Here is a 16,740-nt window from a genome sequence, read left to right as displayed (position 1 = left end):
TATTCCTGACGCTAAACTTGGAACATTCATCTAATTTAGCTTGGCTTTTTAGTACAGCGTATCTGCGCACAGTCATCTGTTCATTGCCGCGGCGGCCGAAAACAAGGCAAACAGTGACGCATTGGGACTTCCTGCACTGCATTGAATACGGTACCGGAGAAAGGAACACTGCTCCGCCACAGGCGGGCAAAACGCGCACACGGAGGCAGAGATGCCGGTTCACTATATCTACCTCATTATTGCGGTTGCTGCAGAAACCATTGGCACAACGGCCCTGCAGGCCAGTCAGCAGTTCAGCAAACTTGGACCGTCGCTGATCGTTCTGGTCGCTTATGCGTTTTCCTTTTACATGATGGGGCTGACGCTCAAATTCATGCCGGTGGGTATTGTCTATGCGATCTGGTCGGGTCTTGGCATCCTGCTGATAGCTGTTATTGCCTTCATTGTTTTTGGGCAGAAGCTGGATCTGCCAGCTGTTATCGGCATGGTGCTGATCATGTCCGGCATCATCATCATTCACCTGTTTTCCAAGTCTTCGGCCCATTAGATCCGCATTTGCGGCTTCTTTGGACGGATTTCCTCTGGCCTTTGTGCGGGGTTCGGGCTATGCGCGGCCCAACTTCCTTACAAAGGCGAACGTCATGGACTTGCGCAACATTGCGATCATTGCTCACGTTGACCACGGCAAAACCACCCTGGTCGACGAGCTGCTGAAACAATCCGGCGCCTTCCGCGAAAATCAGGCTGTGGCGGAACGCGCCATGGACAGCAACGATCTGGAGCGCGAGCGCGGCATTACCATTTTTGCCAAGCCCACCTCGGTCGAGTGGAACGGCACCCGTATCAACATCGTCGACACCCCCGGCCACGCCGATTTCGGCGGCGAGGTTGAGCGGATCCTGTCGATGGTCGACGGTGTGGTGCTGCTGGTGGACGCCGCCGAAGGCCCGATGCCGCAGACCAAATTCGTGACATCCAAGGCCCTGGCCCTGGGCCTGCGTCCGATCGTGGTGCTGAACAAGGTCGACAAGCCGGACGCCGAACCCGACCGTGCGCTTGACGAATGCTTTGACCTTTTTGCTTCGCTCGAAGCCACCGAAGACCAGCTGGACTTCCCGCATATGTATGCGTCCGGCCGATCCGGCTGGGCCGATGCGGAACTGGACGGCCCGCGCAAGGATCTGCATGCGCTGTTCAACCTGATCGTGAACCACGTGCCCGAGCCGAAACAGATCAAACGTCAGGACGAAGATTTCCGGATGCTGGCCACCACCCTGGGCAGCGACCCCTTTGTGGGCCGCCTGCTGACCGGCCGCGTCGAATCCGGCAAACTGAAGGTCGGCGCCACCGTGCAGGCCCTTACCCGCATCGGCCAAAAGATCGAGCAGTTCCGCGTGACCCGTATCCAGGCGTTCCGCGGCCTGGCCCAGCAGGACATTGAGGAAGCACAGGCTGGCGACATCGTCTCCATCGCCGGTATGGCCAAGGCGACCGTGGCCGACACCATCTGCGCCCTCGCCGTGGATGACCCGCTGGATGCTCAGCCGATTGACCCGCCGACCATCACCGTGACCTTTGGCATCAACGACAGCCCGCTGGCTGGCCGTGACGGCAAGAAAGTCCAGTCGCGCGTTATCCGCGACCGCCTGATGAAAGAGGCCGAGTCCAACGTCGCAATCAAAATCGCCGACACTCCCGGCGGCGAGGCGTTTGAGGTTTCGGGCCGCGGCGAACTGCAGATGGGCGTCCTGATCGAAAACATGCGCCGCGAAGGGTTCGAGCTGTCGATTTCCCGCCCGCAGGTGATCATGAAGGACGTCGACGGCGTCCGCATGGAGCCGGTCGAAGAAGCCACCATCGACGTAGATGACGAATACTCCGGCGCGGTGATTGAAAAGCTGACCGGCACCCGCAAAGGCGAGCTGGTCGAGATGAAACCGGCAGGCGCAGGCAAGACCCGCATTATCGCGCATGTGCCCTCGCGCGGGCTGATCGGCTATCACGGCGAATTCCTCACCGATACCCGCGGCACCGGCGTTCTGAACCGTGTGTTCCACGGCTGGACCGCGCACAAGGGCGCGATCCCTGGCCGCCGCGCCGGTGTTCTGATCTCGATGGAGAACGGAACATCTGTTGCGTTTGCCCTGTGGAACCTGGAAGACCGCGGTAAAATGATGATCGGCGCTCAGGCCGACGTCTACACCGGCATGATCATCGGCGAGCATTCCCGCGAGAACGACCTCGAAGTGAACCCGCTGAAGGGCAAGAAACTGACCAACGTGCGTGCATCGGGCACCGATGACGCAGTGCGTCTGACCACCCCGGTGACACTGTCGCTGGAAGAGTCGATTGCCTATATCAACGACGACGAACTGGTCGAGGTGACGCCGAATTCCGTGCGCCTGCGCAAGCGCTACCTGGACCCGCATGAGCGTAAGCGGATGGCCAAGGCCAACGCCTGATAAACAAGAAACGGCGGCAGAAATCTCTGCCGCCGTTTTCTATTCTGCTGAAGTCAACGCCGTGACACTGGCGCCCAAAGCCACCCTGCCCGGCTCCACCACTTCGGCATACCAGCCGCCATGCCCGCGCATCGCGTTGTAACCGCCATGGCCCAGCACCTCTTCCATCCGCGAACAGGGCGGACAGGGGCCTGTAACCTGCAAAACAGCGCTGCCGATTTGCAGTTTGGCTTTGCGTAAAGCCGCCAGATTGATCCCGGAAATGACAAAGTTCCGGCGCAGCACTTCCGGCTGTAACCTATCCAGCCCGGCAAGGGCCGCAATCACCGGCAGATGCTCGGCCTGGATTAATGTAACGGCGCGTTTGCCCTCTTTGGCGTGATCGCCGCAAAGGCCCGCTGCAGTTACATCCGCAGTTTCCACTGTCAGAATTTCTTCCCGCCGCGCAGGGCGCAGGCCGATCCACGCCACCCGGCCCTGGCCGGCGTGGCGTTTCAGCATCTCCGCAAAAGCGGTGATCATTATTCGGAGGTTTCCACCACCATCAGTTCGCGCTCGGACGCGCCGCGCGCATGGCTCAGCGCTTCCTGGTATTCCGGGCTGTGATAGCAATCGACTGCGGCATCGACACTTGGGAATTTGGCCACCACATTGCGCGGGCGCTCCTTACCCTCCAGCTGCACGAAACGCCCGCCGCGGGCGACAAACGTGCCGCCGTGCTTGGCGATGGCAGGCCCCGCCAATTCGGCATATTTGCCATAGGCATCAGCGTCGGTGACGGTCACATGTGCAATCCAAAGTGCGGGCATCGGAGCCTCCCAAGTTATGATCTTTCCGGCAGATTAGGCAATTTGCCGGAAAGACCAAGTATTTTTTGACCAAATGGTCAGCCAGCCAGCACAGCCTCGGCTGCCTTGATCGCCTCGTCGGCGCCGGAGAAATCCTTGCCGCCACCCTGGGCCATATCCGGACGGCCGCCTCCGCCTTTGCCGCCCACAGCCGGAACAGCCGCCTTCAGCACGTCCACAGCTGAGATTTCGCCAGTCAGATCGTCGGTCACACCAGCGGCCACAGCAACCTTGCCATCTTCCTCGGCGATCAGCAGGATCACACCAGAGCCGATGTTCTGCTTATGTGCATCAATCAGGCCGCGGAGATCCTTGCCGGACACCCCTTTCAGGGCCTGGGCCAGGAACTTCTTGCCGTTGACGTCCTTGGCATCGGCGCCGTTGCCGGAACCACCACCCATCGCAACCTGCTGCTTGAGATTCGAAATCTCGTTCTGCAGCACTTTACGTTCGTCCATCATCGCTTTCAGACGGTCCATAACATCCGCAGGCTGCGCCTTCAGCGCAGTTGCAATCTCGGCCATCCGGCCCGCTTCACGCTCCAGATGCTCAAACGCCGCGGCACCCGTCAGCGCCTCGATCCGGCGCACGCCAGCCGAGGATGCGCTGTCGCCAAGGATCACAAAGGTGCCAATGTCACCGGTCTGCTTCACATGGGTGCCGCCGCACAATTCGATGGAATAGGTGTCGCCATCATGGCCCTTGCCGGTTTCGGCCCGGCCCATGGATACCACACGGACTTCATCGCCGTATTTCTCGCCGAACAGCGCCTGCGCGCCCAAGTCCCGCGCATCATCCGGCGTCATGATCCGGGTCGAAACAGGGGTGTTTTGGCGAATGAAATCATTTACTTCTGTGCCGACCTTCGTCAGCTCAGCTGCGCTCATCGCCTTGTTGTGGCTGAAATCAAACCGCAGACGGTCCGCAGCATTCAGCGAACCTTTTTGGGCCACATGCTCCCCCAGTGCGTTGCGCAGCGCCTCATGCAGCAGATGCGTGGCCGAGTGATTGGCCCGGATCCGGCTGCGGCGCGCGTGATCAACCTCCATAGCGGCACCCAGGCCGACAGAAACTTCGCCTTCGATCACTTCGGCAATGTGCAGGAACAACCCCTCCACCTTTTTGGTGTCGGTGATACGGGCCGCGCCGCCTTCGACGGTCAGAACGCCGCTGTCGCCAACCTGGCCGCCGCTTTCGCCGTAGAACGGCGTCTGGTTCAGGATGATCTGAACAGTTTCCCCCTTGCCCGCCGATTGAACCTGCGCACCGTCCTTGACGATAGCGGCAACCTGGCCTTCGGCCTTTTCTGTCTCATAGCCCAGGAATTCGGTCGGCCCATTTGCGTCAAGAATATCGAAGTAAACCTTCACATCCGCCGCTTCGCCCAGACCGATGCCGCCAGCGCGGGATTTCTCCTTTTGCGCCTGCATCGCCGCATCGAAACCATCGGTATCGACCTCGATCTCCTTGGCGCGCAGCGCGTCCTGCGTCAGGTCAAGCGGGAAACCGAATGTGTCGTACAGTTTGAACGCAGTTTCACCGGGCAGGACATCGCCCTTGCCCAAATCGCCCGAGGCCTCATCCAGCAGCTTCAAGCCTCGGTCCAGCGTCCTGAGGAACCGGGTTTCTTCCTGCTCAAAGGTCTCTTCGATCAGCGCCTGGCCCTGGCCAAGTTCCGGATAGGCCGCACCCATCTTCTGCACCAGTGCCGGCACCAGTTTGTGCATCACCGGATCGGTGGCGCCCAGCAGCGACGCATGGCGCATCGCGCGGCGCATGATCCGGCGCAGCACATAGCCGCGACCCTCGTTCGAGGGCAGCACGCCCTCAGCGATCAGGAAAGAACACGAGCGCAGGTGGTCCGCGATCACCCGGTGGTGCACGTTCTGATCGCCGAACGGATCGGAATTCGTAACATTTGCCGAAGCTTCAATCAGCGATTTGAACAGATCGGTTTCATAGTTGTCATGGGTGCCCTGCAGCAGCGCCGCAATCCGCTCCAGCCCCATGCCGGTGTCGATCGACTGCATCTCCAGATCGACCATCGAGCCGTCTGCGAATTTCTCGTTCTGCATGAAAACGAGGTTCCAGATCTCAATGAACCGGTCGCCGTCTTCCTCAGGCGAACCCGGAGGGCCGCCCCAGATATGATCGCCGTGGTCATAAAAGATTTCGGTGCAAGGACCGCAAGGGCCGGTATCGCCCATCTGCCAAAAGTTGTCCGAGGTTGCGATCCGGATGATCCGGTCCTCGGGCACTCCGATTTTCTTCCAGATTTCAAAGGCTTCATCGTCGGTGTGATAGACGGTGGTGTAAAGCCGGTCTTTGGGAACGTCGAGTTCCTTGGTGATCAGCTCCCAGGCAAAGGGGATCGCCTCATGCTTGAAATAGTCGCCAAAGGAGAAATTGCCGAGCATCTCGAAAAACGTGTGGTGGCGCGCGGTGTAACCCACATTGTCGAGGTCATTGTGCTTGCCGCCGGCGCGCACGCATTTCTGCGAGGAGGTTGCGCGTTTGTAGTCGCGGGTCTCAACCCCGGTAAAACAGTTCTTGAACTGCACCATGCCTGAGTTGGTGAACATCAGGGTCGGGTCGTTGCGCGGCACCAGCGGGCTGGAATCCACCACTTCGTGCCCCTGTTTGGCAAAGTAATTCAGAAAGGTTGAGCGGATATCGTTGAGCGTCGGCATATGCAGGATCTCTTGCGGGCTTAAATAAGCGGTCCGGGCAGGTTTACCCCCCAGCCGGCGCACTGTCTACAGCGCGAAGCGGCGTCTCCCATGAAAAAGGGCGCAGCTTGCGCCACGCCCTCGCATTTCAAATATTTGATCAGATTACCGGGCGCTTAGGCCTCAAGGATATCGTCTGTGCCGCTCACATCCGGACGGTCGAACTCCAGCCCGTGCGAGGCGCGGATCTTGTCTTCGATATCAATGGCAATCGCCGCATTGTCCCGCAGGAAGGTTTTGGCGTTTTCACGCCCCTGCCCGATCCGCTCATCCCCGTAGGAGAACCAGGCGCCGGATTTGTTGACAACACCCGCCGCCACACCAAGGTCCAGCAATTCCCCATCTTCGAGATGCCTTCGCCATACATGATGTCGAATTCCACCTGCTTGAACGGCGGCGCCACCTTGTTCTTTACCACTTTGACGCGGGTCGAATTGCCGACCACCTCGTCCCGGTCCTTGATCGCACCGATGCGGCGGATGTCCAGGCGGACGGAGGAGTAGAACTTCAACGCGTTGCCGCCGGTGGTGGTCTCCGGCGAGCCGAACATCACGCCGATCTTCATGCGGATCTGGTTGATGAAGATCACCATGCATTTGGACCGGCTGATCGAACCGGTCAGCTTGCGCATTGCCTGGCTCATCAGCCGGGCCTGTACGCCGACACTGCTGTCGCCCATATCGCCCTCAAGCTCGGATTTGGGGGTCAGCGCCGCCACCGAGTCGACGACGACCATGTTCACCGCACCGGAGCGCACCAGCGTATCGGTGATTTCCAGCGCCTGTTCGCCGGTATCGGGTTGCGAAATCAGCAGCTCGTCCAGGTCGACGCCCAGCTTGGCCGCATATTGCGGATCCAGCGCGTGTTCCGCGTCGACAAAGGCGCAGACACCGCCCTTTTTCTGCTGTTCTGCAATGCAATGCAGCGTCAGCGTTGTCTTGCCCGAGCTTTCCGGACCGTAGATTTCGATGATCCGCCCCATCGGCAGGCCGCCGATCCCCAGCGCGATGTCCAGGCCCAGCGATCCGGTCGAGCTGGCCTCGATCTCCTGCAAGGCCGTGCCATCGCCAAGCTTCATGATGGAGCCCTTGCCGAACTGCCGCTCAATCTGGGCAAGCGCGCTGTCGAGCGCCTTTTGCTTGTCACCGCTTACTTTATTTTTCATGGTCAAAAGATCCGCCATAGTCCCTTGTCCCTTTCTATGTGTCACACACCGGGGCGTGCGGCAATCACTGCTTTGTTCACCTCTTGTTCCTTATGAGATCAAAAAGAGAACATTGCAACAGAAAACTCTGTGTACCCACATCAAACTCTGGGTGTTAAAGAAAGATTGATGGTTAATCCGCAGCAAGAAATTTTACCGGGCAGTTAACGGAATGATGATATTTTTCAAAGAACGGCTGGCGCTCCTCTCCGTTCCCAAAACCGGCACCACCGCCTTTCAGGCGGCGTTGCGCAACCGGGCGGATCTGGTGATCTCCGACCCGCCGGAGCTGAAACACGCGCCGCTGTACCGCTACAACCGCTGGATCCGGCCGATGTTTGAGAAGGTCTGCGGAGCCGAACTTGAGGTCGCCGCAGTGATGCGGGAGCCGGTCAGCTGGCTGGGCAGCTGGTACAGGTACCGGCAGCGGCCGGCGCTGGATGGCAACCCGAATTCGACCAAGGATGTCAGCTTTGACGACTTTCTGCACGCCTATTGCAAAGGCAAACCACCCGCCTTTGCCAATGTTGGCAGTCAAGCGAAATTCCTGGAGCCACAGCCAAATGGCTGCAAGGTCAGCCATCTGTTCCGCTATGAGGATCAGAACACGTTGAAGCAGTTCCTGGAGTTGCGCCTGGACGTGGAAATCGGGTTGGAGCGCAAAAATGTCAGCCCTCAGGCAAGTCTGACACTAAGCCCGGAAGCCCAGAACCATGTCCGGCGAAAGCGTGCTGCGGAATTTGAACTGTACGATTCTATTCCAGCCCGTTGACCATAAAAAGCCGCCGGAAGCGGCGGCTTTTACAGATCTGGATTTCTCAACCTTAATGCAGTTGCGCATGAACCGTTTCGGTCAACTGGTTGAGCGAAAACGGCTTGGGCAGGAAAACCGAATTCGGAACATCCGGGTCAGCCTCGCCAAAGGCCCCTTCGGCATAACCTGAGACAAACACCACCCGGGTATCAGGGCGCTCTTTCAGCGCCTGGCGCACCCAGCTGGGCCCATCCATGCCGGGCATCACCACATCGGTGACAAACACATCCACCGTCAGGCCGGGATCTTCCAGCGTGCGCAATGCGTCCTCGGCGGATTCGGCTTCCAGCACCGTATAGCCCCGCATCCTGAGAGCCCGGGACGCAAAGGCCCGCACCGGAGCCTCATCCTCGACCAGCAGCACCACGCCCTCGCCGTGCTGGGCGGCAACAGTCTTCTCCGTGATCTCGGCCGGTTTTTCAGCGGCAAGCTGGTCGGCCTGCTGTTTGTTGACCGGAAAGAACAGGGTGAACTGGGTGCCGTGCCCCTTGACCGAGTCGACGAAGATGTAGCCGCCGGTCTGCTTAATAATGCCATAGGCCGTGGACAGGCCCAAACCGGTTCCCTCGCCCGTGCGTTTGGTGGTGTAGAAGGGTTCAAACACCTTTTGCAGCTTGTCCGGAGCAATCCCTACACCTTCATCGGACACTTTCACGGTGACCCAATCGCCGGCCGGAACTGTGGCGCGGTTCCGCTCCAGCGGCTTATCCAGCGCGATCACTTCCGTCTCGACCCGGATCTCACCGCCCTGCGGCATCGCATCACGCGCGTTCACCACCAGGTTCATCAGCACCTGTTCCAGCTGCCGCTTATCAGCCCGGATCGACTTCATCACCGGATCGTGGCTGAGGGTCAGGGTGACCTTTTCACCCACCAGCCGGTTCAGCAGATGGGTCAGGTCCGACAGCGTGTCCCGCACATCCAGGGTTTCCGGCTGCAGGGTCTGTTTGCGCGAAAACGCCAGCAGCTGGCTGACAAGCGAGGCGGCCCGGTTGGCGTTCTCGTGGATCTGGATCAAATCGCCATAGTCCTGGTCGCCCTGATCGTGGCGCAGCAACAGCAAATCGCAGTGGCCGGAAATCGCGGTCAGCAGGTTGTTAAAGTCATGCGCAACACCGCCCGCCAGCTGCCCGATTGCCTGCATCTTCTGGCTTTGCACAAATTGCGCTTCCAGCGTCTTCAGCTCGGTCGCGTCATTCAGCACTGCGATCAGCATCGGAGTGCCCTCTTCCACCACCCGGGTGAGAGTCACCTGAACAAAGACTTCCTTGTCAGCACGCGACAGGCGCAGGAATTCAGACTTGTTCGGCGCCAGCCCGTCGGCGGTATCGCGCAGCCAGTCCGACATCGGGCGGCCTAGCCCTTCCATCAGCTGGCCAAGTTTCAGATTGGCACAGCTTTCAATCCCCAAAAGACGCAGGGCCATGCGGTTGCTGGTCAGAATTTCACCTGTAGGAGCAACCTTAAGGAACGGCACAGGCAGCGCTTCCAACCCGGCTTGGGCAGAGTCGAAACTGCCTTCATCCACTTCCATCAGAAACAGTTCGCTGCGGCCCTGGGTGCGGTTTTTCTCGCTGACCAGCACCTGGACCGGGCCGGATTTGGTGCTGAGCGTATTGATCTGCCCGGGCATGACCGGCAGCGCAGGGAACAAACGGTCGGTGGATTTCACACGCTCGCCGATCAGGCTGCGGGCCGCCTCGTTCATGAACAAAACAGCGCCAGTGCGGCCAACCGTGATCATCGGAACCGGCATCGTTTCCGCACCGCGCCCGTTGCCGCCGCGGTCAAGGATATCTTCCACCCGCCACAGAAAGCTGCCGCCGTTCATCTGGTGAACCGCCAGCCGCACATGGCCGCGCCGGGTCACGATATCCTCGCGGGCGGCACCATCAACGCGGGCGCGGCTTTGCAGCCGGTACAAGACCGCCGACGGGTTGGCCAGGATCGACCGCAAAGTTCCTGCCAATGTGTCGCGGCTGCCGTCCTGGAACCGTTTTACAGCGGCCCCGTTGCAGGCATGGATCACTCCATCGCCGTCCGTGACAAAACTTGGCGTGGCATCTTTCTCGATAAAGCCGGTCAGCAGCTCCGCCGCCATCGACCGCGCATTCAGACGCATCCGGGTTTGAATAACCATCAGCACCGCCACAGCCGCAAGTGTCAGCCCCACCATGACAAAACCGCGGCCCATCCAATCGGGCAGCGGCATCAGCCAGGGGCCTGACAGCAGCAGCAGGGCCAGCAGCAGTGTCGCGGCCAGCCGGACGTGCTCGGGGCATAAACCCGCAGTTCCGGAACGGAAGTTTCTTGGCGACCGGACATTACGGCTCCATGGACAATGCAAAGTGACGCCATAACGCGGCGGTTTTGGTTAAAACCACGTTAAGAAACACAAAGGTTTCCCGGCGGCGACCCTAACAACCGCCCTTTGCGCGCGTCAACACAGCAACAAAGAAACCATCGGTGCCGTTTTGCACGTGCCAGCTTTGCTGCGCCGCCAGCGACCAGCCCTCGTTCTCTTGCAAAAACCTTTGAACTTGCTCAGAGTTTTCGCCATCCAGCACCGAGCAGGTGGCATAGGCCAGGGTCCCGCCAGGCGCCGTCAGCTGTGCCGCTGTGTGCAAGATATCTGCTTGGGCCTGATGCAGGTCCTGCAGGTTTTCAGGCGTCAGCCGCCATTTGCCTTCCGGTGCCCGCCGCCAGGACCCGGAGCCGGAACAGGGGGCATCGCACAGCACCAGGTCAAACGGCCCGCTGCTGTCAAGCTCCGCAGTCAACAGCTGCTGCACCTGCACACCCGCCCGGGCCGCGCGTTCGGGCAGGTCTTTCATGCGCTTGGGATCGGCATCATGGACAAACAGCCGGAGGTTCGCCTGCGCGGCCATTGCCAATGCCTTGCCGCCGCCGCCGGCGCAGTAATCCAGCACTTTCATGCCGTCTTGCAATGGTAACAGCGCGGTGACAGCCTGGCTCGCTGCGTCCTGCAATTCAACAAGACCGTCCTGGTACACTTTGGTGTTGCGCAGCTTGCGGGCGCCTTCGGTCACTTCCAGCGCTGTGGCGGCGGCTGGATGCGGCCGGGTGGCGATGCCGTCGGCGCTCAGCGCCTCTTGCGCTTGCACAAGCGTGGCGCGGGCAATGTTCACCCGCAAATGCACCGGCGCACGGCTGCGCAGAGCCAGCGCTGCGGCCTCAGCCTGATCCCCAAGACTGCTGCTGAACTCAGGCCACAGCCAATCGGGAATATCCAGTGCCTCTGCCGCTTCCGGCGGAGACGGCAGCTGACGTTCCGCCTCGGTCAAAGGTGCAGGCCCATACCCCTGTCCGCTAAAGAACTCGTCCGGGTCCTGCCCCGCTTCCCGCAAGGCGCCCAAAACCAGCCCCCGGCCGCTGTGCGCGCCGCCAAGGACTGCGTGCGACCGCTGGCACCGCACCGCTGTAAACACATGGTCACGCACCGCGGCGCGGTCTTTTGATCCGGCAAACCGGCTCCGGCGTCCCCAGGAGGTCAGCGCCTTTTCCGCAGCCTCGCCCTCCAGAATCCGGTCAAGAACCTCAATGGCCGCCTGCAGGCGGGCGGCGGGGGTCATGCCCCTGCCTTTTGATTGCACGCGGCCATCATCAGCTTATCCTGCCCGGTAGTTCGGTGCTTCGCGGGTGATCTGCACGTCATGCACATGGCTTTCCTTCAACCCGGCGCCGGTAATGCGGACAAAATTGCAGTTCTTGCGCATCTCATCCACGGTCGCACAACCGGTATAGCCCATTGCTGCACGCAGACCGCCGACCAGTTGGTGAACCACCGGCCCGGCGCCGCCTTTGTAGGGGACCTGGCCTTCGATGCCTTCCGGCACCAGCTTGTCGCTGGCGGCGTCCTTCTGGAAATACCGGTCCGCCGAGCCGCGCGCCATCGCCCCCATCGAGCCCATGCCGCGGTAAGATTTGAACGAGCGGCCCTGATACAGGATCACCTCGCCCGGGGATTCATCCGTGCCCGCGATCATCGATCCAACCATGGCGCAGGAGGCACCCGCCGCAATCGCCTTGGCAAAATCGCCCGAGAATTTGATGCCCCCGTCGGCGATCACCGGGATATCACCGGCCGCATTTGCGCAATCCATGATCGCAGTCAGCTGCGGCACGCCGACACCGGCCACCATGCGGGTGGTGCAGATCGAACCCGGGCCGATGCCGACCTTGACCGCATCAGCGCCCGCATCAATCAGCGCACGGGTGGCTTCAGCCGTGGCAACGTTGCCGGCAATCACCTGCACCGCGCCATACTGTGCCTTGATCCGCTTTACCGCGTCGATCACGCCCGCCGAATGGCCATGCGCCGTATCCACAACGACGATATCAACACCTGCGTCGATCAGCGCCTCGGAGCGGGCAAAGCCGCTGTCGCCGACCGAGCTGGCGGCGGCAACCCGCAGGCGGCCCAGCTCATCCATGCAAGCGGTCGGGTGCAGCACAGCCTGTTCGGTGTCTTTGAGGGTCAACAGCCCCGTCAGCCGGCCATCCTTGTCGGAGACCAGCAGTTTTTCGATCCGGCGCGCCTTCATCAGCGATTTGGCTTCTTCCAGATCGGCCGGCTCCTGCAGCATCGCCAGATTGTCAGAGGTCATCATCACCGACACCGGTGTGCTGTCATCCGAGGCAAAGCGCATGTCGCGGTTGGTAACGATACCAACTACGCGGCCCGCGCCATCCACCACCGGGAATCCAGTCACCCGGTAGCGTTCCTGCAGCGCCTTGGCATCAGCCAGGGTCTGGTCTGCGGTCAGCGTAATGGGGTTGTAAACGATGCCCGAGATAAAGCGTTTGACCCGGCGCACTTCGCGGGCCTGCTCTTCCACGTTCAGGTTCTTGTGGATCACCCCCATGCCGCCGGCCTGGGCCATGGCAATCGCCATGCGGGACTCGGTCACTGTATCCATGGCCGAGCTTAAAAGCGGGATGTTCAGCGATACCGACTGCGTCACCCGGGTGCGCGTATCAGCGGTATTGGGCAGTACGCTCGACGCGCCTGGCACCAGTAGAACATCATCAAAGGTGAGAGCCTCACGAATCTGCATTGGTCATCCTCATGCATAACCCCGTTTGGCGGTGACCCTATGGCACAGAACCCACCGGGGGGAAAGAGGCAGCGGGCAAGAATTCCTGCAGTGCAGCAATCTCTTTCAGGCGGCTCTGATCTGGGTCAAAGCGCGCAGGCCTGCTTGGCGTATCAGAAAACCTGCAAGGATGATGCAGGATATTGCCATGCCCGCCCCATTGGAAAACGTCACCGTGCTGGACCTCACCCATGTTCTGGCCGGTCCTTACTGTTCAATGATCCTGTCGGATCTTGGCGCTGAAATCATCAAGGTGGAACGCCCCGGAACAGGCGACGACACCCGCACCTTCCCGCCGTTCAAGGAGGGAGAAAGCGCCTATTTCGCCACCATCAACCACGGCAAGAAAAGCATTGCACTGGATCTGAAGGCGCCCGAGGACCGCGCGGTTTTTGAGCGGCTGCTGGCGCAGGCCGACGTGCTGCTGGAGAACTACCGCCCCGGCGTGATGCAGCGGCTGGGCTATGGCTGGGAAGATCTGCACGCCAGATACCCGCGGCTGATCTATGGTGCCGTGTCGGGCTTTGGCCACTCCGGCCCCGATGCTTTGAGGCCGGCCTATGACATGGTGGTCCAGGCCCGCGGCGGAGTGATGTCGATCACCGGTGAAAAGGACCGCGACCCGGTGCGCGTCGGCGCCTCGATCGGCGATATCGTTGCCGGCATGTTTCTGGGGCACGGCGTCCTGGCAGCCCTTCTGGACGTGCAGAAAACCGGTCAGGGCCGGTTCATCGACGTCGCCATGCTGGACAGTCAGCTGGCGCTGCTGGAGCACGCCATCGCTATCACATCGGTCACCGGACAAGCCCCGCAGCCCTCCGGCGCCCGGCATCCGTCAATCACCCCGTTTGAGACGTTCCACGCGTCAGACGGGCTGTTTGTGATTGCTGCCGGCAACGACACGCTGTTTGCCCGGCTCTGTGATGCGCTGGATTTGCCGCTTGCAGAAGACCCGCGTTTTGCCACCAATCCGGCGCGCTGCGAAAATGCACGCCTTCTGAAACGCTTGATCGAAGCGATAACCTTAGGGAACAGCAAAGACCACTGGATCGGGGTTCTGACCGGGGCGGGCATTCCGACAGGGCCGATCCAGACGGTGGATCAGGTCATGAAGGACCCGCAGATCCTGGCCCGTAATATGGTTGTCGAAGTTCTGGGGAAAAACGGCCAATCCGCAAAATTGTCGGCTGGCAATCCGATAAAAATGAGCGGTCTGGCAGATCCGGCAACCCGCGCCCCTGCTCCGCAGCTGGATGGCAACCGGGCAGAGATTCTGGCGTGGCTGAAAGAGGTTGAGGCACAAGCCGCCCCCTGACAGCCGGCCTGATAAAAACCGCATCCCAAAGTCACCAAATATGGAAAAATGGCGCCAGCAGACGGGAAAATGCCGCCCCTTGCCTTTCGCCTGCCGCAAAAGCCCATATGCTCCGCCTAAATTGCGGAATGAGAAGGCTACAGGCATGACTGACGAACCCCTCGTTGTGTTTACCCCATCCGGCAAGCGCGGGCGTTTCCCCGCGGGCACGCCGATCCTTACCGCCGCGCGGCAGCTTGGGGTCGACCTCGACTCGGTCTGCGGCGGCCGCGGGATCTGCTCGAAATGCCAGATCACCCCGTCCTATGGTGAGTTTTCCAAACATGGCGTGACCGCCGAAGAAGGCGCGCTGAGCGAATGGAACAAGGTTGAACAGCGCTACAAGGACAAGCGCGGCCTGATCGACGGCCGCCGTTTGGGCTGCCAGGCCACCGTGCAGGGCGATATCGTGATCGACGTGCCGCCGGAAAGCCAGGTCCACCGCCAGGTGGTGCGCAAGCGCGCCGAGGCCCGCGACATCACCATGAACCCTTCCACCCGCCTGTTCTATGTCGAGGTCGAAGAGCCCGACATGCATAAACCGACCGGTGACATGGAACGGCTGATCGAGGCGCTGGAGGCCCAGTGGCAGCTGAAGGGCGTCAAGACCGATCTGCATATCCTGCATGTCCTGCAGCCTGCCCTGCGCAAGGGCGGCTGGAAGGTGACCGTGGCCGTGCATCTGGGCGACGCAAGCCACCCGCCCAAGATCATGCATATCTGGCCAGGCTTCTACGAAGGCACTGTTTACGGCCTCGCGGTTGATCTCGGCTCTACCACCATTGCCGCGCATCTGTGCGACCTGAAGACCGGCGAGGTCGTCGCCTCCTCCGGCATCATGAACCCGCAGATCCGCTTTGGCGAAGACCTGATGAGCCGGGTGTCCTATTCGATGATGAACAAGGGCGGCGATCAGGAAATGACCCGCGCGGTGCGTGAGGGCATGAACGCGCTGTTCACCCAAATCGCGGCTGAGGCGGAGATTGACAAGGCGCTGATCGTGGATGCGGTCTTTGTCTGCAACCCGGTAATGCACCATCTGTTCCTTGGCATCGACCCGTTTGAGCTGGGCCAGGCCCCGTTTGCGCTTGCAACCTCCAATTCCTTGGCGCTGCGCGCAGTGGAATTGGATCTGAACATCCACCCCGCCGCCCGCGTCTATCTGCTGCCCTGCATCGCCGGCCACGTCGGCGCTGACGCTGCCGCGGTGGCACTGTCCGAAGCACCTGATAAGTCTGAAGATCTGGTTCTGGTCGTCGATGTCGGCACCAACGCCGAGATCCTGCTGGGCAACAAGGAAAAGGTGCTGGCCTGTTCCTCCCCACCGGCCCCGCATTCGAGGGCGCGCAGATCTCCAGCGGTCAGCGCGCTGCCCCCGGCGCCATCGAACGCGTCGAGATCAACCCCGAGACCAAGGAACCCCGCTTCCGGGTGATCGGCTCGGAAATCTGGTCGGATGAGGACGGTTTTGGCGAAGCCATTGCCACCACTGGCATCACCGGGATCTGCGGCTCCGGCATAATCGAGGCGATAGCCGAGATGCGCCTGGCCGGGGTGCTGGATGCCTCCGGCCTGATTGGTTCGGCAGAACAGGCCGGCACGGCCCGCTGCATCCAGGACGGGCGCACCAACGCTTATATGCTGTGGGACGGCTCTGCCGACGGCGGTCCGACCATTACCGTCACCAACCCGGATATCCGCGCGATCCAGATGGCCAAGGCGGCGCTTTATTCCGGTGCGCGCCTGCTGATGGACAAATTCGGCGTTGAAACGGTAGACCGGGTGGTTCTGGCCGGTGCATTCGGCGCGCATATTTCAGCCAAGCACGCGATGGTGTTGGGGATGATCCCCGACTGTGTGCTGGACAAGGTAACCTCGGCTGGCAACGCCGCAGGCACCGGGGCCCGCATTGCCCTGTTGAACACTGAAGCACGCAGCGAGATCGAGGAAACCGTCCGCAACATCGAGAAGATCGAAACCGCCGTGGAGCCGCGCTTCCAGGAGCATTTCGTGAACGCATCAGCCATTCCAAACTCAGCTGAACCGTTCCCGATCCTTGGCACCGTGGTGACCCTGCCGCAAGTGAACTTCAACACCGGCGGCGGAGACAGCGAAGGCGCTGGCGGAGGCCGCCGCCGCCGCCGGCGCGGCTGACTTTTCCGCATGAAAATACGCTGCGATGCCCTTGACCTCACTGGCGTCGCGGCATAGT

At 60.9% G+C, this 16,740-nt stretch carries 10 protein-coding genes and 2 pseudogenes; 5 read left to right on the top strand and 7 right to left on the bottom strand.

What is annotated here, in order from left to right:
* Nucleotides 1-211: 211 nt before the first annotated feature.
* Both ETW23_RS09345 and typA read left to right on the top strand, forming a co-directional pair.
* Nucleotides 212-547, top strand: coding sequence for a multidrug efflux SMR transporter (locus tag ETW23_RS09345; protein WP_129370830.1), 336 nt, complete (start codon nt 212-214; stop codon nt 545-547).
* Between the two features lie 94 nt (nt 548-641).
* A complete protein-coding gene (gene typA, locus ETW23_RS09340; protein WP_129370829.1) occupies nt 642-2,462 on the top strand; it encodes a translational GTPase TypA in 1,821 nt (606 codons plus the stop codon).
* 39 nt (nt 2,463-2,501) lie between these two features.
* Here typA and ETW23_RS09335 read toward each other — a convergent pair whose 3' ends face one another.
* The 4 genes and pseudogenes from ETW23_RS09335 to recA form a co-directional block, all read right to left on the bottom strand.
* Nucleotides 2,502-2,984 carry an MOSC domain-containing protein gene (locus ETW23_RS09335; RefSeq protein WP_134829834.1) on the bottom strand — a complete coding sequence of 161 codons (483 nt, stop codon included), beginning with the start codon at nt 2,982-2,984 and terminating at the stop codon, nt 2,502-2,504.
* Entirely contained in the window at nt 2,984-3,271 is a 288-nt protein-coding gene (locus ETW23_RS09330; RefSeq protein ID WP_027258893.1) for a DUF1330 domain-containing protein, read from the bottom strand. Before ETW23_RS09330 ends, ETW23_RS09335 begins: the two co-directional genes overlap by 1 nt.
* A 77-nt stretch (nt 3,272-3,348) precedes the next feature.
* A complete protein-coding gene (gene alaS / locus ETW23_RS09325) occupies nt 3,349-6,000 on the bottom strand; it encodes an alanine--tRNA ligase (protein WP_134829833.1) in 2,652 nt (883 codons plus the stop codon).
* 155 nt (nt 6,001-6,155) lie between these two features.
* A pseudogene (recA, locus tag ETW23_RS09320) lies at nt 6,156-7,222 on the bottom strand (recombinase RecA).
* A 193-nt stretch (nt 7,223-7,415) separates the two neighbouring features.
* On the opposite strand from recA, the gene ETW23_RS09315 reads away from it, so the two are divergent.
* On the top strand, nt 7,416-8,015 hold the full coding sequence (locus ETW23_RS09315; RefSeq protein WP_134829832.1) for a gamma-glutamyl kinase: 600 nt from the start codon (nt 7,416-7,418) through the stop codon (nt 8,013-8,015).
* A 52-nt stretch (nt 8,016-8,067) separates the two neighbouring features.
* Here the strand turns inward: ETW23_RS09315 and ETW23_RS09310 are convergent, their stop codons facing one another.
* From ETW23_RS09310 to guaB, 3 genes are all read right to left on the bottom strand, one after another.
* Complete coding sequence (locus ETW23_RS09310) at nt 8,068-10,269, bottom strand: ATP-binding protein (RefSeq protein WP_254695182.1); 2,202 nt, start codon at nt 10,267-10,269, stop codon at nt 8,068-8,070.
* 205 nt (nt 10,270-10,474) lie between these two features.
* Complete coding sequence (locus tag ETW23_RS09305; protein ID WP_134829831.1) at nt 10,475-11,650, bottom strand: RsmB/NOP family class I SAM-dependent RNA methyltransferase; 1,176 nt, start codon at nt 11,648-11,650, stop codon at nt 10,475-10,477.
* Nucleotides 11,651-11,686: 36 nt separating this feature from the next.
* Nucleotides 11,687-13,135 carry an IMP dehydrogenase gene (gene guaB / locus ETW23_RS09300; RefSeq protein ID WP_129370822.1) on the bottom strand — a complete coding sequence of 483 codons (1,449 nt, stop codon included), beginning with the start codon at nt 13,133-13,135 and terminating at the stop codon, nt 11,687-11,689.
* A 187-nt stretch (nt 13,136-13,322) separates the two neighbouring features.
* On the opposite strand from guaB, the gene ETW23_RS09295 reads away from it, so the two are divergent.
* Both ETW23_RS09295 and ETW23_RS09290 read left to right on the top strand, forming a co-directional pair.
* Nucleotides 13,323-14,489, top strand: a complete 1,167-nt coding sequence (locus ETW23_RS09295; protein ID WP_134829830.1) for a CaiB/BaiF CoA-transferase family protein — start codon at nt 13,323-13,325, stop codon at nt 14,487-14,489.
* Between the two features lie 145 nt (nt 14,490-14,634).
* Nucleotides 14,635-16,682: pseudogene (locus ETW23_RS09290) on the top strand (ASKHA domain-containing protein).
* Nucleotides 16,683-16,740: the final 58 nt, after the last annotated feature.

The sequence above is a fragment of the Leisingera sp. NJS201 genome (assembly GCF_004535885.1).
Classification (GTDB): Bacteria; Pseudomonadota; Alphaproteobacteria; order Rhodobacterales; family Rhodobacteraceae; genus Leisingera.
Note: the sequence above shows the minus strand (reverse complement) of the source record. Positions and strands in the feature narration are given on the sequence as shown.